General features: G+C 56.7%; 17 protein-coding genes and 1 pseudogene. 13 read left to right on the plus strand and 5 right to left on the minus strand.

Annotated features, from left to right (window positions below):
* Positions 1-73: 73 nt before the first annotated feature.
* A complete protein-coding gene (yihA, locus tag CHB79_RS11720) occupies positions 74-730 on the minus strand; it encodes a ribosome biogenesis GTP-binding protein YihA/YsxC (protein ID WP_010488032.1) in 657 nt (218 codons plus the stop codon).
* Between the two features lie 269 nt (positions 731-999).
* Between yihA and CHB79_RS11725 the strand changes: the two genes are divergently transcribed.
* The 7 genes and pseudogenes from CHB79_RS11725 (at position 1,000) to CHB79_RS11755 (ending at position 7,137) form a co-directional block, all read left to right on the plus strand.
* A complete protein-coding gene (locus CHB79_RS11725) occupies positions 1,000-1,290 on the plus strand; it encodes a c-type cytochrome (protein ID WP_010488030.1) in 291 nt (96 codons plus the stop codon).
* Between the two features lie 46 nt (positions 1,291-1,336).
* Entirely contained in the window at positions 1,337-1,942 is a 606-nt protein-coding gene (locus CHB79_RS11730) for a c-type cytochrome (protein WP_010488028.1), read from the plus strand.
* A gap of 164 nt (positions 1,943-2,106) precedes the next feature.
* Entirely contained in the window at positions 2,107-2,736 is a 630-nt protein-coding gene (locus CHB79_RS11735) for a thiol:disulfide interchange protein DsbA/DsbL (protein ID WP_089360349.1), read from the plus strand.
* Positions 2,737-2,760: 24 nt separating this feature from the next.
* On the plus strand, positions 2,761-3,639 hold the full coding sequence (locus CHB79_RS11740; RefSeq protein WP_089360055.1) for an endonuclease/exonuclease/phosphatase family protein: 879 nt from the start codon (positions 2,761-2,763) through the stop codon (positions 3,637-3,639).
* Positions 3,640-5,646, plus strand: a complete 2,007-nt coding sequence (locus CHB79_RS11745) for a GGDEF domain-containing protein (protein ID WP_089360056.1) — start codon at positions 3,640-3,642, stop codon at positions 5,644-5,646.
* Between the two features lie 137 nt (positions 5,647-5,783).
* Positions 5,784-6,355, plus strand: a pseudogene (locus tag CHB79_RS11750) (MarC family protein).
* Entirely contained in the window at positions 6,352-7,137 is a 786-nt protein-coding gene (locus tag CHB79_RS11755; RefSeq protein WP_089360057.1) for an N-acetylmuramoyl-L-alanine amidase, read from the plus strand. The pseudogene CHB79_RS11750 and the gene CHB79_RS11755 overlap by 4 nt, the downstream one beginning before the upstream one ends.
* A gap of 54 nt (positions 7,138-7,191) precedes the next feature.
* Here the strand turns inward: CHB79_RS11755 and CHB79_RS11760 are convergent, their stop codons facing one another.
* Both CHB79_RS11760 and CHB79_RS11765 read right to left on the minus strand, forming a co-directional pair.
* Entirely contained in the window at positions 7,192-7,602 is a 411-nt protein-coding gene (locus tag CHB79_RS11760; RefSeq protein WP_089360350.1) for a DUF1330 domain-containing protein, read from the minus strand.
* A 113-nt stretch (positions 7,603-7,715) separates the two neighbouring features.
* Positions 7,716-8,114 (minus strand): response regulator, encoded by a 399-nt coding sequence (locus tag CHB79_RS11765; RefSeq protein WP_089360058.1) that lies wholly within the window; start codon positions 8,112-8,114, stop codon positions 7,716-7,718.
* A gap of 256 nt (positions 8,115-8,370) precedes the next feature.
* On the opposite strand from CHB79_RS11765, the gene CHB79_RS11770 reads away from it, so the two are divergent.
* The 6 genes from CHB79_RS11770 to CHB79_RS11795 all read left to right on the plus strand — a co-directional run bounded on the left by CHB79_RS11770 (position 8,371) and on the right by CHB79_RS11795 (position 15,245).
* Positions 8,371-11,868, plus strand: a complete 3,498-nt coding sequence (locus CHB79_RS11770) for a response regulator (RefSeq protein WP_089360059.1) — start codon at positions 8,371-8,373, stop codon at positions 11,866-11,868.
* A complete protein-coding gene (locus CHB79_RS11775) occupies positions 11,868-12,689 on the plus strand; it encodes a CheR family methyltransferase (protein ID WP_089360060.1) in 822 nt (273 codons plus the stop codon). Before CHB79_RS11770 ends, CHB79_RS11775 begins: the two co-directional genes overlap by 1 nt.
* Positions 12,686-13,294 carry a chemotaxis protein CheB gene (locus CHB79_RS11780; protein ID WP_089360061.1) on the plus strand — a complete coding sequence of 203 codons (609 nt, stop codon included), beginning with the start codon at positions 12,686-12,688 and terminating at the stop codon, positions 13,292-13,294. Before CHB79_RS11775 ends, CHB79_RS11780 begins: the two co-directional genes overlap by 4 nt.
* Positions 13,295-13,296: 2 nt before the next feature.
* Positions 13,297-14,511 (plus strand): hybrid sensor histidine kinase/response regulator, encoded by a 1,215-nt coding sequence (locus tag CHB79_RS11785; RefSeq protein WP_089360062.1) that lies wholly within the window; start codon positions 13,297-13,299, stop codon positions 14,509-14,511.
* A gap of 175 nt (positions 14,512-14,686) precedes the next feature.
* On the plus strand, positions 14,687-14,947 hold the full coding sequence (locus CHB79_RS11790) for a hypothetical protein (RefSeq protein WP_089360063.1): 261 nt from the start codon (positions 14,687-14,689) through the stop codon (positions 14,945-14,947).
* Positions 14,948-15,059: 112 nt separating this feature from the next.
* Positions 15,060-15,245: a PA3371 family protein gene (locus CHB79_RS11795; protein WP_089360064.1), complete on the plus strand. Its 186-nt coding sequence runs from the start codon at positions 15,060-15,062 to the stop codon at positions 15,243-15,245.
* Positions 15,246-15,335: 90 nt separating this feature from the next.
* Here the strand turns inward: CHB79_RS11795 and CHB79_RS11800 are convergent, their stop codons facing one another.
* Together CHB79_RS11800 and algB are read right to left on the minus strand one after the other, a co-directional pair.
* On the minus strand, positions 15,336-17,126 hold the full coding sequence (locus CHB79_RS11800; RefSeq protein ID WP_089360065.1) for a KinB sensor domain-containing domain: 1,791 nt from the start codon (positions 17,124-17,126) through the stop codon (positions 15,336-15,338).
* On the minus strand, positions 17,123-18,469 hold the full coding sequence (gene algB, locus CHB79_RS11805) for a sigma-54-dependent response regulator transcription factor AlgB (protein WP_089360066.1): 1,347 nt from the start codon (positions 18,467-18,469) through the stop codon (positions 17,123-17,125). Before algB ends, CHB79_RS11800 begins: the two co-directional genes overlap by 4 nt.
* Between the last annotated feature and the right edge of the window lie 69 nt (positions 18,470-18,538).

Below are 18,538 nucleotides of genomic sequence, written 5' to 3' on the forward strand. Positions count from 1 at the left end.
AGTTCAGCCAGCCCCGCAGGCCGCGTAGTCGCTGAGGTTCAGCACATCTAAGCAGCGCAGTTTACCGCCGGGCCTAGTCTTCGATTTCGTCCTGCGCGACTTCTGCATCAGGCTCATTGAGCATCAGCCATTCAGCCAATACCGCTTGTGCATCCTCAACGCCCATACGCTTGGGCGCGGAAAACAGCTGGATGCTGATCTGCTTGCCCCAATGCCTGTGAATTTCCTGCTGAACTTTCAACAGCGTGTTCTTGGCTGCGCCAAAGGTCAGCTTGTCGGCTTTGGTCAGCAGGATATGCAGTGGCATACCGCTGGCTTTCGACCAATCGAGCAATAACTGGTCGAACTCGGTGAGCGGGTGACGGATATCCATCATCAAAATCAGCCCGCGCAGGCTTTCACGGCTGCCCAGATAGGCCTCCAGGTGCTTTTGCCAGTGCAGCTTGAGCGGAATTGGCACCTTGGCGTAGCCATAACCGGGCAAGTCGACCAGGCGCCGTTCGTCGTCCAGACGGAAGAAGTTAAGCAACTGCGTACGTCCCGGCGTTTTCGAGGTGCGGGCCAGGCTCGCATGGGTGATGGTGTTCAGCGCGCTCGACTTACCCGCGTTGGAACGCCCGGCAAATGCCACTTCATGACCGTGATCAGACGGACATTGATCAACCTTGGCGGCGCTGATCTGAAAAGTGGCTTTTTGGCAAAGGCCAATGATTGGGTTCTTTAATTGCATGTAATTGCCTGGGTATCCGGTAAGAGCGTGGGCGAGAACGGCGCATATTTTGCGCTACGAATGGGTGTGGCCCTTGCGACATTTGCGCGCATCCTGCCTGTGATAGCCACATCGGGCAAGTCGCGTCGTTTCCGTTTCAGTCCTGCCAGTATATAATGCCGCAGATTTTGTGTGCGCTTTGCCCTCTACTTGGGGTATGTGTACACCGGGACGAATAAGATTATCTGCGCATAGAATGCAGAACGCCCCTCCCTGATGAGGTTGATCTCGTGAAAAAAATATTGCTAGCTGCAGGTGTACTGACACTGTCATTAAACACCCTGGCTGCCCAAGACCCAGAAGCTGTATACGCCAAGGCGTGTTCTGCTTGTCATAACGGTCAACTGCCTATGGCGCCTAAAAAAGGCGACAAGGCTGCGTGGGAGCCGCGTTTGGCCAAAGGTACCGATGCTCTGGTTGCGAGCGTTACCAATGGTCTGAATGCCATGCCGCCACGCGGTTTGTGCATGGATTGCACGGCCGAGGATTACAAAGCAGTCATCAAGTTGATGACTGAATAAGCTCGGTCTATTACTCTTTCTCTATTAGCCGTTATTGGATTAGCTGATGAACAAAGTACTCGTGAGTCTGCTGTTGACCCTTGGTATCACTGGTTTGGCGCATGCCGCCGGCGACGCTACTGCTGGTCAGAGCAAAGCCGCTGTATGTGGCGCCTGTCATGGCCCTGACGGCAATAGCCCAGCCCCAAACTTTCCTAAACTGGCAGGTCAAGGCGAGCGCTACTTGCTCAAACAGATCCACGACATCAAGAACGGTGACCGTACCGTTGTCGAGATGACCGGTATTCTGGACAACCTTTCCGAGCAGGATATTGCCGATATCGCTGCATACTTCTCCAGCCAGAAGATGAGCGTCGGCGCAGCTGACCCGGAACTGGTCAAGCGCGGCGAAGCACTGTTCCGCGGTGGCAAGCTGGAAGAAGGCATGCCAGCTTGCACCGGCTGTCACTCACCTAATGGCGCGGGTATCGCTGCTGCAGGCTTCCCACACCTGGGCGGGCAGCACGCAACCTACGTTGCCAAGCAACTGACTGACTTCCGTGAAGGCAACCGCACCAACGATGGCGACGCGATGATCATGCGCTCTATCGCTGCCAAGTTGAGCAACAAGGATATCGCTGCTATTTCGAGCTATGTCCAAGGCCTGCACTGAGTTGTGCACGCCATGACATGAAGTGTTAAAAAAGGGTGGCAATGGCCACCCTTTTTTATTTGTCACGCCGTTACAATGGCTGGAACCTCGCAAAAGACTACCGGTCGAACCGTCAAACCTGTGATCTAACGCCAGACATCGCTTATTTGTTCAAGGAGTTCTGCATGCGTAACCTGATTCTTAGCGCCGCCCTGGTCACTGCCAGCTTGTTTGGTGTTGCGGCGCACGCCGAACCAATCGAAGCAGGCAAACAGTATGTTGAGTTGTCGAATCCTGTACCGGTATCCAAGCCCGGCAAAATCGAAGTGGTTGAGCTTTTCTGGTATGGCTGCCCGCATTGCTATCAGTTTGAGTCGACCATCAACCCCTGGATCAAGCAACTGCCTGATGACGTCAATTTCGTTCGCGTTCCGGCAATGTTCGGCGGTGTCTGGAATGTCCATGGTCAATTGTTCATCACCCTTGAGAGCATGGGCGTAGAGCACCAGGTTCATTCCTCGGTATTCGATGCGATCCACAATCAGGGCAAGAAGCTGGCCACTCCAGAAGAGATGGCTGACTACCTGGCTGGCCTGGGCGTTGACCGTGAAGAGTTCCTCAAGACCTACAACTCCTTTGGCGTGAAGAGCCAGATGGAGAAAGACAAGAAACTGGCTATGGCCTATCAAATCAGTGGCGTCCCAACCATGATCGTCAACGGCAAATACCGTTTTGACATCAGCAGCTCCGGCGGCCCACAGCAGGCACTGGAAGTTGCCGATCACCTCATTGCCAAGGAGCGGGCTGCGCAGTAAGCGCGCCTGCCCGAGGCGTTAGCCGTGCTACGCCGCTGGCAAAAGACACGACAGGTTAATCTGTGCGACCCACAAATCAACCTGTCGTGCGAGCCGGTAGCTGACTGGCCTGAAAATAACTGCCTGCGCCTGCTCAGCTTCAATATCCAGGTAGGCATCAGCACCGAGCGCTATCGCCACTACCTGACCCGTGGCTGGCAACATATCCTGCCCCATGCAGGACGCTCGCTGAACCTGCAACGCATCGGCGCTCTACTGGCCGATTACGATGTGGTCGCCCTGCAGGAAGCCGATGGCGGAAGCTTGCGTTCCGACAACATCAATCAGGTTGAACACCTTGCCCACCTCGGCGCATTTCCTTTCTGGTATCAGCAGCTCAACCGCAACCTGGGCCGTTTTGCCCAGCACAGCAATGGCCTGTTGAGCCGTATTCGCCCGACCTTGATCGAAGACCACCCACTGCCCGGCCCTCCCGGTCGCGGAGCAATATTGCTGCGCATTGGCGAAGGCGAGGATGCGATTGCAGTGGTCATGATGCACCTGTCGTTGGGCGCACGTACGCGCTCACGGCAACTGGCCTATATCCGCGAGCTGCTCGGCAGTTATCGTCATCACATACTGATGGGTGACATGAACACCCACGCCAACGACCTGCTGCTCAACTCGCCATTGCGCGACCTTGGCTTGCTGGCGCCGCAAGTCGAAGCAACCTTTCCCAGCTGGCGCCCACAGCGTTGTCTCGATCATATCCTGCTCAGCCCGACACTTGAGCTGAGACGCGTCGAAGTCCTGGCCCAGCCTATCTCTGATCATCTACCCGTTGCGGTAGAGATTGGCCTGCCCAACATGCCAAACGCCGCAAAGCCGCCTATGTTAAATACATCATCCGCGCGGAAGCCTTGAATGAGCACTGATGCTGACCATTGGAAAGACAAGTATCTGTCCAGCCTCGAACAACAAGACAAGCTTGAACAACGCTGGGACATGCGTCTTGATCTGCTGCGTCGCGGCCTGGTGCGCAGCAGCCTGGCGGCAGAAGGCGCGGACAAGGCCGTCGACCAGTGCATGCAGGACTTGCGGGCCGTGCTGCGCAAAAATGATATCGACGCTGGCCTGTCCAATCTGATTCCGCATCTGGAACGCACCGTTCTCGACTCTGAAAAACAGCGTAAAAAGCGCGCAGAACGTATTACCGAAGCCCTGACGGCACTGGTTGATCAACTGTTTCGCCTTGAGCCACCCCGTGAAATAGCCAAGCCACTAAAGGCCTTTGCCAAAAAACTGGAGCGCTCATACGAACACTCCAGCGAGCTGCCAGCACTGCTCACTGAACTGAGTACGCTGCAACGACAAACATTGGCAGCGCTTGAAAACCAGGACAACAAGCGCCCCGGCTTGCTGCAGCGCCTGTTTGGCGCAAACCAACCCGCAGCAGCCCAGGCTCCAGCCACTGAACCGCTGCCAGCACAAGCAATAAGCGTTGCGGCGAACCTGCCCTATCCGGCAGAAACCGAGGCTGAACCTGAGCGGGAAACCGAGCCGCAAGCCATCGTTGAAAAGCAGGATGAATACTCGCTTGAGCCCGCGACCAGCGAACAGCCGCCTGAAGCCGAGCCGCAAGCAGATCAGCAGCCCCCAAGCGATCCAATCCTTGTAGAGGCTCAAAAACAGTCGGTAATAGAGACAGTTGTGGCCGTCCAGGCCAACAGCATCGAAGCCGATGATGACACTCAAGAGCCCGACGCTGGCGAAGTTGCAGACACTGAAACGACCGAGGCGCACCACGACCTGGCTTCGCCAGTGGCTACGGCTGAGCCTACCGAGGAAGTGGTCCAGGCCGATCCCCAGCTGGAACCAGAGCCGGTCTACAGCGCAATTGCCGATCACGTAGAAGCGACCCTGCTCGAGCTGCTTGCCGAACTGCCCCTGCCCGAACACCATCAGTCGCAAGCCGAAGCACTAAGCAAACGCATCCGCGCGGGCTTGAACATGTATGAACTGGTCCCGGTGCTGGATGATCTCGCGGTACTGATGCGCGTAATCGCGGATGTCGGGCAGCGCGAGTTTGAGGGCTACCTAAAGCAGCTCAACGAGCGCCTTGCCCACTTCCAAGGCTCCCTCCAGGATACCCATGAAGGCTACGTCGAGGCGGTCAACTCCGAGCGGGCACTGGATACCGAGCTTCGCGAGCAGGTTGATGGCCTCAACGTCAGCGTTCAGGAGGCCACTGACCTGAACAACCTCAAGGACCTGGTTGAAAACCGCCTGAGCGGCTTGCTCGGCACCATGGAGCAATACCAATCGCAGCGCGACGAGCGCGAGCGGCAAGTCACCGGCCACCTGCAATCGCTGGTTGAGCGCGTGGCGAGCATGGAGCAGGAAGCAACGGGTTTTCGCCAGCACATTGAGGAACAGCGGCAAAAAGCCCTGATCGATCCACTCACCGGGCTCCCCAATCGCGCGGCTTGGAGCGAGCGCCTTGAAATCGAGCTGGCCCGTTGGCAGCGCTATAACGGCCACCTGCTGCTGGCGATTATCGATATCGACCATTTCAAGCGGATCAACGATGCCTATGGCCACCTGGCTGGCGACAAGGTGCTGAAGATCATTGCCAGCGAACTGCAAAAGCGGATGCGCAAAACAGATTTTATCGCCCGCTTCGGGGGTGAGGAATTTGTTGTGCTGCTGCCATCGACACCAATGGAAGGCGGCCAGCAGTTGATAGAAACCTTGCGCAGTGCCATCGAGAAGTGTCCGTTTCACTTCAAGGGCGAGCCTGTCACCATCACCTTATCGGCGGGCATCAGTGCATTTGCCGAAGGTGATCGTAGCGATGAAGTGTTCGAGCGCGCCGACCAGGCGCTCTACCGCGCCAAGAATCTGGGGCGCAACCGTGTAGAGCACAGCTAGCCCTGCGCCATTGCTACACTCAGAGTAACCAGCGGACCCAGGACGCCATTTGCACGCCATGGGTCCGATGCAACCCGCCGCGCACAGCCTGTTGCATCGAAGGCCGCTAGACTGGCATCAGGATGATGGAGTGATGCATGGATATCTTGAGCATCGCAGTATTGATATTTCTGGTGACTGACCCGTTCGGTAACATCGCGATCTACATTGCTGCATTAAAGAACGTCATCCCTGCAAGACGCTTGTGGGTGGCCGGGCGCGAGTTGCTCTTCGCCCTGGTGCTGTTGCTGCTGTTCCTAACATTTGGCGACAAAATCCTCAGCAGCCTGGGCCTGTCGCGAGAGGCCACGGCAATTGCCGGGGCTATAATCCTGTTTGTCGTCGCCATGCGACTGATTTTCCCCAGCGCGCAAGGCTTGCTGGGGGGCGAGCCCATGCTGGTTCCACTGGCAACGCCTGCAGTTGCCCACTGGCCGTGTTGATGACCCTGCGCAATACCCATGCCGGTCCACTTTGGGAACTGTATCTGGCGCTTATCATCGCGTGGACGGCTAGCGCATTCATCTTGCTGCAGGCATCCTTGCTGCAGCGTTTTCTCGGTCCCAGCGGGTTAACTGCAATTGAACGGCTGATGGGCATGTTACTGATCATGCTCAGCGTCGATATGCTGTTGGATAACTTGCAAAGCGTGTTACATATCAAGCCATGAAATTATTCTGTATTACCCTGATGCTGGTCTTGCTGGTCTTGCTGGCCGGCTGTGCCAGCGGCCCAAGCATCGACAAGAGCTATACCGCAACCGGCCAAGGCAGCCGTGTGCAATATGTGGTGCTGCACTACACCTCGACCAATTTGCCGCGCTCCCTGGAGCTGCTTACAACCACGGATGTCAGCAGCCATTACCTGATCGACTCAAACCCGGCGACCATCTACCAGCTCGTTGATGAAAACCGTCGTGCCTGGCATGCCGGGGTCAGCTCATGGAAGGGACGCACTTGGCTCAACAGCACCACCATTGGCATTGAGATGGTCAACAAAGGCTACACCGACACGCCTTCCGGGCGGGTGTGGCAGCCCTATACCGAGGCGCAGATCCAGGCGCTTATCAGCCTGCTCAAAGATATTGTCAAACGTCACGACCTGCCGCTGGGCAGCATTATCGGCCACAGCGATGTAGCGCCCCAGCGCAAGGTTGACCCGGGGCCATACTTCCCATGGAAGCGCCTGGCCGATGAAGGGCTGGTGCCCTGGCCGGATGCCAACGAAGTCGCCCGCAAGCAGGCACAGCTCGCTGCCAACCTGCCCAATATCGCCTGGTTCCAGCATCAGTTGGCGCGCCAGGGCTACGAAATCATCGAAAATGGTCAACTCGATAAGCAGACCCGCAAAGTGCTTGCCGCATTTCAAATGAAATACCGGCCCAGCAATTATTCCGGCGAAGCCGATGCACAAACCGCCGCAATGCTGCTGGTACTCAACAGCAAGCTCTGATGCTGGCCAGGGTAGGGCAACCAGGCCTTGCCCAGGCAAATCATGACCCTGGAGCTAAGGAGTTACGACCGTTGTACCAATCAGCCGCGAGTCCGCCAGCGCCGCAGTGCGATGCACGGTCGCGGCCTGGTAGGCCGGATCGTTGATCATGCTTAGAAAAGCTTGCTTTGACGGATAGCGCACCAACAGCATCTGATCCCAATGCTCATCAGCAGGTGCAATCAGCGCAACGTGGGCAGCGGCCAGTAACTCCACGTTTCCACCCACGCCCTGCACTTTACCCAGGGCCGTCTTGCTGTAGATCGCATAGGCTTGCTGGCCACTGCAGGGGGCATGGCTGTTGCCCTCAGGATAGGCGGCCTGTGCGTTGAAACGCAGCAGGTTGAGCATCAGGATTGGCGTATTGTCGGGCATGCGCTCGGCAAACTCGGCAAGCTGTTCACGACTTGGATTCAGGCTGGGCATATCGGTCTTCCCAAAAGTGGCAGACTTAACAGTGCCTGAGCCCTGGCTAGGGTCAAGATTCATTGACCAGGCTTATGGCGCACAATGATCAACCCAGGCGCGACTGTCCGCACTCAGGCAAGCATGGCCTGCAGGGTGCTGCGCAACTGGTCGAGCTGGAAGGGTTTTCTGATCGTGGCGACTGCTCCCCTGACCACGGCATCCTGCATTTCTTGATTCTGCTGAGCGTCATAGCCGCTTGCCAGCAGTACCGCAATATCAGGACGCAGTGTCTGCGCTTGCTGGGCCAATTCAAGCCCGCTGATATCCGGTAAACCGATATCTGTCATTAGCAGGCTTAGCGCCTGCTCGCTGCGCAAGATGCTCAGGGCCGTATCGCCATCTTCCGCACCGAATACTTGATAGCCGAAGGCTTCGAGCACTTCGAGGGTCAAGGTTCTGACCACTGCATCATCTTCGACCACCAAAATGGTGTGCAGGTTGACGCCGAGGACGCCAGTCTCATCTTGCATGTGCAGGCCTTTCGTTAGTGCCAGGTGGCAAGTATTTAGGTACGCCAGAATCTACGGGGGCTTATGCGGCTTCGGCGGATCAGCGGAAAATCCCCGGCGGCACGCTGGCCCAGCTTTGTATTATTTGAATCTGTAGCGCGATCAATTAGAAATTGCATTGCTGCAACCACAGTATGTTCTCACTAGTCACTGTTCTTAAGTATGATTATCTGTGCATATTCATGCAAAATCTTGATTTTTCAGCCTAGGGCCGACCATGACCAAACCAGCATCCAACAGTGAGCAGAGCTTTCGTCAGCTCGTGCGCCGCAATATCGCGCTGCCGTTAGGTATAGGTTTAGTCACCGCCTTATTTTTTATCGGTTTGATTTTTTTCCTGATCAACGCGCAAAAAGGCGTCGAACATACCGATCAGGTGATTAGCAGCGCCAGCCAGTCAATCAAGCTGACAATTGACCTGGAAACCTCCCTGCGCGGCTACCTGATCACCGGTGAAGAAAGCTTCTTGCAGCCTTACGAAGAAGCCCGCCCGCTGATCAAGACGGAGCTGGAAAACCTCAAGGCAATGGTCAAGGACAACCCGGATCAGAACGCCCGTCTGAGGCGCATTCAAGCCCTGCATCAAGAATGGGACAACTACGCCAAAGGCATGATCAACCTGCGCCGGGAAAACGCCGACATCAGTGACGCAGTCGCATCGGGGCGGGGCAAGCGGATTACCGACAGCACCCGCGACGAGTACGACAACTTCATCCAGATCGAGCAGCAACGCCGCCAGGCGCGCAACCAGAAAGCCAATGATTCAGTGGTCTTGTATGTACTGCTCTATGTGCTCGGTAGCCTGACACTGAGTTGCTTGCTGGCCTATTTTGGCCGTCGAGACCTGCTTGGGCTGGCGGCGCAACATACACAAATCCTTGAGCAACAGCGCCAAAGCACTGAGCTGATCGAACAAAAAGCCTGGCTGAGCAATGGCCAAAGCATGTTGGCAGAGCAAGTCCTTGGCCTGGCGAACTTGCAGGCTCTTGGCCGCAATGTACTGAACTGCCTGGCTTCATATCTGGACGTTGCGGTTGGCGCCTTCTATGTTCGCTCTGAACAAGGCGATATCAGCCGGATCGCCAGCTACGGTTTCAGCCGAGAGCTGGAAAATGCCACGCAAGACTTCAACAGCAACGAATCATTGGTTGGCCAGACCGCCAGCGAAAACAAATTCCTGCAACTCGATAACCTGCCCAATGGCTACCTGAAAGTCAGCTCCGGGCTGGGCAGTACCTCGCCGGTGAGCATTGCACTGCTGCCGATCAGCAACGGCTACTCGGTCAATGGCGTGCTTGAGCTGGGCTTTCTGAAGCCAATTGATCCACGCGTGAGCGAGTTCCTCCAGCTGATCGCCGAGCCAGTTGGCACCTCGATCGACTCGGTACGCAATCGCCAGCGCCTGCAAGAAATGCTCTCGGAAACCCAGCAGTTGAACGAAGAACTGCAAGTGCAGCAAGAAGAGCTGCGCACGGCCAACGAGGAACTGGAGGAGCAGTCACGGGTGCTCAAGGAATCGCAGGCGCACCTTGAAACCCAACAGGCGGAACTTGAGCAAACCAACGAGCAGTTGGCGGAGCAGACCCAGACACTGGCCGATCAGCGCGATGCCCTCGACGAACGCAATACCGCACTGGGCCGGGTCCAGGTGCTGCTGGAGGAGCGTGCCCAGGAGCTGCAACGCGCCAGCCTGTATAAGTCCGAATTCCTCGCCAATATGTCCCATGAGTTACGCACGCCACTCAATAGCTCGCTGATCCTGGCCAAGCTGCTGGCGGACAACCCGCAAGGTAACCTCAGCGACGAGCAGATCAAGTTTGCCGAATCCATCTACTCGGCCGGCAACGACCTGCTCAACCTGATCAATGACATTCTCGACATTTCCAAGGTCGAAGCCGGCAAACTTGAAGTCCATCTGCATGAGCTGAAGATCGAGCGCGTCATTGAAAGCATGCGCAATGTCTTTGAGCCACTGGCCAACGACAAGAATCTCGAGTTCGACATCCAGTTACTGGCGGGTGTGCCGGACGAAATGGTCAGTGACCAGCAGCGCATCGAGCAAATCCTCAAGAACCTGTTGTCCAATGCCATCAAGTTCACGGAGAAAGGCCGCGTGGTTCTGACCGTGAGCCGCCAGCCTGGCGCCGGTATTGCGTTTGCCGTACAGGACACCGGCATTGGTATTCGCCAGGAGCAGCAAGAAAGCATTTTCGAAGCATTCCGCCAGGCCGATGGCGCAATCAACCGACGCTACGGTGGTACCGGCCTGGGCCTGTCCATTTCCCGTGACCTGGCGGCCTTGCTTGGCGGTTCGATCAGCATTACCAGCGAGCCGGGTGCAGGCAGCACCTTTACCCTGCTGCTGCCGGAGACCTATGACGAGGCTGCAGCAGCGAACTCCGGCACCAATCTCGAGGCTGCGGTACAACAGCCCATCACGGTCGCGCAGGCTTCTGTACCTGTGCCCGCTGTGACCGCGCCGATCAAGCTACCGAGCTTCGCCGATGACCGCGACCAACTGCCAGCGGCTGGACGCTGCGTGCTGGTGATTGAAGATGAACCCAAGTTCGCGCAGATTCTCTATGACCTGGCCCACGAGCTTGAATACAACTGCCTGGTCGCCCATGGCGCTGACGAAGGGGTTGAACTGGCCTCGACCATGTTGCCGCGAGGCATCTTGCTCGATATGCGCCTGCCCGACGCATCGGGCCTTACCGTTTTGCAGCGACTGAAGAACAACCCGCTGACCCGCCATATCCCTGTGCATGTAATCTCGGTTGAAGACCGCATGGAAGCCGCCCTGCAACTGGGTGCCATTGGCTATGCGGTAAAGCCGACCACGCGCGAACACCTCAAGGATGTATTCGCCAAGCTCGAGGCCAAGCTTTCCCAGCAGGTCAAGCGGGTGCTGCTGGTCGAGGACGATGCCCTGCAACGTGAGAGCATCGCCCATTTGATTGGTGACGAGGATATCGAGATCACGGCAGTCGAGTTTGGCGAACAGGCGCTTGAATTGCTACGCACCACGATTTTCGACTGCATGATCATCGACCTGAAGTTGCCAGACATGCAGGGCAACCAGTTGCTCAAGCGCATGTCTAACGAACAGATCTGCGCCTTTCCCCCGGTGATCGTCTACACCGGTCGCAACCTGACCCGCGATGAAGAAGCGGACCTGATGAAGTATTCCAAGTCGATCATCATCAAGGGCGCACGTTCACCGGAGCGCCTGCTCGATGAAGTGACACTGTTCCTGCACAAGGTCGAGTCGCAGTTATCCACAGAGCGCCAGAGCATGCTCAAGACGGCACGCAGCCGGGACAAGGTTTTCGAAGGCCGGCGCATCCTGCTGGTCGATGATGACGTGCGCAATATCTTCGCCCTGACCAGCGCCCTCGAGCAGAAAGGAGCGGTGGTCGAGGTCGGTTGCAATGGGCGCGAGGCGATTGAAAAGCTTAACCAGTTTGACGATATCGACCTGGTGCTGATGGACATCATGATGCCGGAAATGGATGGCTATGAAGCCACCGAAATTATTCGCAAGGACCCGCGCTGGCGTAAGCTGCCTATTATTGCGGTAACCGCCAAAGCCATGAAGGACGACCAGGATCGCTGCTTGCGAGCCGGCGCCAACGACTACCTGGCCAAGCCCATTGATCTTGACCGTTTGTTCTCTCTGATCCGGGTATGGATGCCCAAACTGGAACGAATTTAATGGCGCCTGAGCGAACCCGTGATATTGAGTTGCGCCTGCTGGTCGAGGCCATCTACCTCAAGTACAACTATGATTTTCGCGACTATTCCGGGGCTTCGCTCAAGCGCCGTGTGCGCCACGCGCTGATCCAGCTCAAATGCCAGAGCATATCGGCGTTGCAGGAAAAAGTGCTGCATGAGCCGGGCGTGTTCATGCAGCTGTTGCAGTACCTGACCATCCCGGTCAGTGAGATGTTTCGTGACCCAGGCTACTTCCTGGCCCTGCGCCAGAATGTGATGCCGATTCTGCGCACCTATCCGTCGCTGAAAATCTGGATTGCAGGCTGCAGTACCGGCGAGGAAGTGTACTCCATGGCGATTTTACTCAAGGAAGAAGGCTTGCTTGAGCGCTCGATCATCTATGCAACCGATATAAACCCGGTGTCCCTTGAACGTGCCGAGCGTGGCATTTTCAGTTTGGACAACATGCACAGCTACACCGAGAACTACCAGCAGGCCGGTGGCCTCAAATCACTCTCGGACTACTACACCGCAGCTTACGACGGGGCGCTGTTCGACAAGACTCTGCGCGCCAATATCACCTTCGCCGACCATAGTCTGGCCACTGACACTGTGTTTGCCGAAACCCATCTGGTCTCCTGTCGCAACGTGCTGATCTACTTCAACAAGCCGCTGCAGGACCGGGCACTGGGCTTGTTCCATGAGTCCCTGTGCCACCGTGGTTTTCTTGGCCTGGGCAGCAAGGAAAGCATCGACTTCTCAGCCTATGCACGCAGCTTTGAAGCGCTGAGCCGGGCCGAACGGGTTTTTCGTAAATTATGAGCCCGCGTAATTGGCAACAGGCGCTTGCCGCGCATCCGGCACCTATCGAGGCGCTGGTGGTCGGCGCATCTGCCGGTGGCGTCAGTGCCTTGCTGACGATTTTTTCCGGCTTGCCGGCTAACTTCAGGCTGCCCATTGTTGTGGTCTTGCACCTGCAGGACAACCGCCGAAGTGAGTTGGCTGAGGTCATGGGCCGACGCCTGGGCGTGACCGCCAAGGAAGCAGAAAGTCGCGAGCAGCTACAAGCGGGAACACTGTATTTCGCCGCGCCGGGCTATCACCTGTCGATTGAGACCGATCACAGCCTGTCGTTCAGTCGCGAGGAGCCGGTGTATTTTTCCCGGCCCGCCATTGATTACCTGTTTGAGTCCGCGGCTGACGCCTATGGCGCCAACCTGGCAGGTATTTTATTGACTGGAGCCAATCAGGACGGCGCTGCGGGCTTGGCGACAATCAAGCAAATGGGCGGCTTTACGGTCGTCCAGGACCCACAGGATGCACATGTACCCACCATGCCCTTGGCGGCCCTGGAGTTGCATCAGCCAGACGTAGTTGCAGGGCTGGAAGATATTCGGGCGTTGCTCATAGAACTGGAAGCGGCTTAAGCATGCTGAGCAAGATCATAACCAAACTACTGATTGTCGATGACATCCCCGAAAACCTGTTGGCGCTCGACGCGCTGATTCGTGGCGAAGGTCGACAGATATTCCATGCCAGCAGCGGTGAACAGGCGCTGGGCCTGTTGCTGCAACACGAGTTCGCACTGGCGATCATCGATGTACAGATGCCTGACATGAACGGCTTTGAACTGGCCGAATTGATGCGCGGTACGGAAAAAACCAAAAACATCCCGATCGTCTTTGTCAGCGCCGCTGGCCGTGAACTGAACTATGCCTTCAAAGGCTACGAGACCGGCGCTGTGGACTTCCTGCAGAAACCATTGGATGTCCAGGCTGTAACCAGCAAGGTTGCGGTGTTTGCCGACCTGGATCGCCAGCGCCAGGCCATCAATATTCAGGTCAAGGCGCTGGAACAAAGCCGCCGCGAGCAAGAAACCCTGCTCAATGAGCTACGCAGCACCCAAGAAGAGTTGAAGCTGGCCGTGCGCATGCGCGATGACTTTATGTCCATCGTTTCCCATGAACTGCGCACCCCGCTTAACGGCCTGATTCTCGACACTCAATTGCGCAAAATGCACCTTGAGAACGGCAATATGCAGGCCTTCACCCCTGAGCGCCTGAAAGCAATGAACAGCCGTGATGAACGCCAGATCACCAGCCTTATCCGCCTGATCGAAGATATTCTCGACGTTTCACGAATCCGCACCGGCAAATTGTCAATTCGACCTGGCGAGGTCGATCTTGGGGTTTTAGCCGAACAGGTACTGGAGCGCTACAGTGCCCAGCTGGCTGAGTCCGGCTGCACGCTCAGCACTGAAATCGCCACCGGAGTCGTTGGCTGCTGGGATGCATTTCGCGTTGAGCAGGTGATGATCAACCTGCTGACCAACGCCATGCGCTATGGCGCCAAACAGCCGATCAGCGTGCGTGTCCTGGCAGATAACCAGCTTGCGTACCTGCAGGTCCAGGACCACGGGGTGGGTATTTCCGAGCAGGACCAGCAGCGAATCTTCGAGCAATTTGAACGTGTGAACGCCAACCAGTCGGCCCAGGGGCTGGGGCTGGGGTTGTTTATCACCGAGCAGATAGTCACTGCCCATCAAGGCCGGATCAAGGTTGAAAGCGCGCAGGGTCAAGGCTCGACCTTTACCGTTGCCTTGCCACTTGAAACCAGCGCTTCGCCCAGTGATAGCTCGGCATAAGGCCGGTCGTGCATTTTGCAATGCTGGCGATAGGCAATCGTGCAGACTGCAATTGAATCTTGTCGAATTAAATATGTAAGCTATTGATTTATAAGGTATTTATCTAACAAAAAATTTGGCACGCAGCCTGCAAAGTACCCTGCATCATTAAAATATTGCTAAGGGTGCGACTTCGATGAAAACTGTACTGAACCTGCTAAGTGCCGCGGCAGTTGTAATCAGCGGCGCAGTTGCATCAACCGCACCCGGCATCGATACCGGCGCGAACACCCACGCACAAGTCAAGGCACGCTCAGTGCCGACCTTTCAACACCAGCCATTGGCCAACTCAGCGGCACGCACTGCGGCATTTTTGCCCGCAGCCGATGGGCACCAACGGCTGAACCCATCGCAGGTCGAACTGATGCCCAATGCCAATCAGCGCTGGGTGTTCTGAACCGAGTCTTATAGAAACCATAGAGCGCCGGCATGGGCTGTGAAACCACATGCAAGGCAGGCGCAATGTTTGTGAGTGCGTACCAAGCAAGGTGCATCGCAGGAGTGAAGTTATGTCAAAGACTGCATTGGGATTACTGATTCTGACTGTTTTGAGCGGCGCTGTGTTACTGACGGATGTGTTTCACGGCGACCAAAGCAGCGCCGTACTGAAGTGCACGTTTGCGCTGTCGTTCTGTGCTTCAACCGTGGCGCTGGCACTTGGCCGGCGAATCAAGTTCGACCCGGTGCTGCGCTGAGCAGAAATTGGCCATGGGGCTTGAACCCAGGGCGACTCAATTTTCCTGGATGCCGAATACCCCGACAGGTATTCGGCATTTTTTTGTGGATCACTCATCCAGGGCATGAATCGGCAAATTGATGCAGAACAGCGCGCCCTCACCCGGTTTCGATTCAAGGCTGATGTGGCCGCCATGAAGTTGCACGATCTCTTTACACAGCGCCAACCCCAAGCCAACGCCCCCCTTGCGCTTGCCGACCTGCACAAAAGGCTCGAATATCCGTGACTGCTGGCTGAACAGCACGCCATCGCCGTCATCCTGGACACAGATAATCAAAGTCTGCTGCTCAATCTGCACATTCAACAGGATCTCGCCGCCAGATGCGGTATGGCGCAATGCGTTGACCATCAGGTTGTCGAGCACTCGGTCCATCTGTGCCCGGTCCAGCGGTACTTCAGGAAGGCCGTCTTCGGCTTCGCAGCGCAGGTTGATGCCTTTTTCAGCGGCTTCGCCAGCAAAGCGCTGCTCGGTTTGGTTAACCAGGTCGGCAAGGTTGCAAGGCGCAAGTTCGAGCTTTTGCACACCGCTTTGATAGCGAGAGAAATTCAACAGGTCGGCGATCAAGTCAACCAACCGCTGCATCTGCTCGTCGACGGTTCGCGTCAGGTCTGCTTCGCGCGATTGCGGGTCGAATTTCAGGCGCTCCTGAAGCAAGGCAAACGCCATGTGCATGCCGGTTACCGGTGTGCGCAGCTCATGGGAGGCACGCAATACGAAATCACTGCGCACGCGTTCGAATACCCGTTGCTTGGTGACATCGCGCAGCACCATCACGGCGCCGAGAATACCGCCTTGCTCCTGGCTTACGGGGGTCAGGCTATAGCTCAGCAAGCGCTCTTCGCCATGGGCGATTATCTGTAAGTCATCCAGCGCGGAGCGCAGCGTTTTACCTTGCAGAACACGCTGAATCTGTTCGTCGAGCCCCTGTTTTCCCAGGGCTTGATCGAGACTCTCGCCAATATGCTCTTCGGTCCAGTCAAGCTGGCGACCCGCAACCGGATTGAAGTGCTCAAGCAAACCGCTGCGATCAAACATCAGCAAGCCATCATCGATACTGTCGAGTACGGCCTGCAAGCGCTGCTGCTCAGCCATCAAGGCGGCAACATTACTGTTCTTGAACTGACGCAAGGAATCGGCCATCAGGCCAAAGCGGCGGCTCAACGCAGCCAGCTCGGCAACCGGAGACTGGGGCAGGGAAATCTGCAGATCACCCTGGCCAATCTGGTCCGCGGCGCTGGCCAGTGACTCAATGGGCTGGGCAACCCGCCTGGCAATGCTGTGCGCGGTAATAAAGCCGATCACCAGCAATGCCAGCCCAATCAACCCAAGCAAGGCGGTGACTACAGTGGCGCGCTCCCTTGAGTCTTGCTGTGCGCTTTGTACCTCGGCAACGTAGCGCAGCTGCACCGCGTTGATGTGGTCGCGAAGGCTTTGCAGGGCGCGGGTAAACTTATCGTTGTGCAGCAGGTTGCGACGCACATTGGCCGGCGAATCGAGCATCTCGCCAAACAACGCATAGGCACGGGCAATTTCAGTGATCGCCTGGCGATCTTGTTCATCCATGCTGTTGCGCCTGGCCTTGGCCAGCCAACTGCGAAAACGAATATCCGATTCCTTGATCGCCAGGGGGTCAAGCTCGTCTTCCAGCAGCAAGATCACCTGCGTGCCCATCTCCTGGCGAAAGCCGATGGTCGCATCAATAATGTCGAGGTTGCGATTCATCGCCTGGTTTTGGACCCGGGTGATCTGCCAGACGCTGACCATCCCCAGAATCAAGCCGATCAACGCCACTGTCAGCAGCGCACTACCACTGACGAACAACCGCGTGCGCAGTTTCATAAATCGTACTGTTTGCGTTTGCGATACAAGGTTGAAGCATCAATACCCAGAGACTTCGCGGCCTGATCAAGGGTTTCGCTGCTGGCCATCACCGCCGCGATATGACTTTTTTCCAGCTCCTCGAGGCTCATGGCGCCACCGACACGCGGCACCTGGCTATTGGTGCTTTCGGTCAAACCAAGGTGAATCACCTGGACCCGCTCCTCCTGGCAAATAATGCTCGCGCGCTCAATCACGTTGCGCAACTCGCGAATGTTGCCGGGCCAAGGATAGTTGGCCAGCACCGCTAGTGCCTCATCACTGAAACCACGGGCGGGGCGAGCGTACTCGTTGACGAAGCGAGCCAGAAAGCGGTCGGCCAGGGTCAGCACATCTTCGGTACGCTCGCGCAGGGCGGGCAGTTTCAAGGTGATGACGTTGAGGCGGTAGAGCAAGTCTTCACGGAAGCGGCCTTCACGGACCATTTCGTCAAGATCAAGGTTGGTGGCCGCGACAATCCGCACATCAGCCTGGCGCGTCACCGGGTCACCTACACGCTCGTATTCCTTGTCCTGGATAAAGCGCAAGAGTTTAGGTTGCAGGCTCAGTGGGAAGTCGCCGATCTCGTCGAGAAACAAGGTACCGCCATCAGCCTGGCTGACCCGGCCCAGGGTGCTCTCGCTGGCGCCGGTAAACGCCCCTTTGGTGTGGCCAAAGAGTTCGCTCTCCATCAGTTCCGCGGTCAGTGACGGGCAGTTGATCGTCACCGAGTTCTTTTTAGCCCGCCGGCTCCAGCTGTGAATAGCCCGCGCCAACTCACCTTTACCGGTGCCCGACTCGCCCAGAATCAGGATGTTGGCATCGGTTACAGCGACCTGGCGCGCGGTTTCCAACACAGCCATCATCGAAGGGCTGCTGGAGTCGATATCGTTTTTACGCTGGCGCACCTGGCCCTCAAGAGTTTCAAGGCGTGCCGCCATTTGCCGGGCTTCCAGCTGTTTAGCCGCAGCGACACGCAACTGCTCGGGGCTGCAAGGCTTGACCAGGTAATCCGCAGCGCCGGCCTGCATCGAGTCCACGGCGGTATCAATCGCCGAGTGCGCGGTGACTATCACCACTCGCATCCATGGCGCCTGTATACGCATCATGGCCAGCACATCCAGGCCATTGTCGTCACCCAGGCGCAGGTCGAGAAAACACACATCGAACACTTGCCTTTGCAACAAGGCCTCGGCCTGTGCAGCGCTGTTGGCTGTGGCCACGTTATAGCCTTCATCCTCGAGGCAATAACGGAAGGTACGCAGGATTGCAGACTCATCATCAACTAGCAAAATACGACCGCTTTTCGGTTCTACTGCGTCCATTTAAGGCTCCGATCCAATGTGTGCATAAGTTAGTCAACGGGAAATCATGCAAGTTGCACGACCAGTATG

This window comes from Pseudomonas segetis, assembly GCF_900188155.1.
Taxonomy (GTDB): Bacteria; Pseudomonadota; Gammaproteobacteria; order Pseudomonadales; family Pseudomonadaceae; genus Aquipseudomonas; species Aquipseudomonas segetis.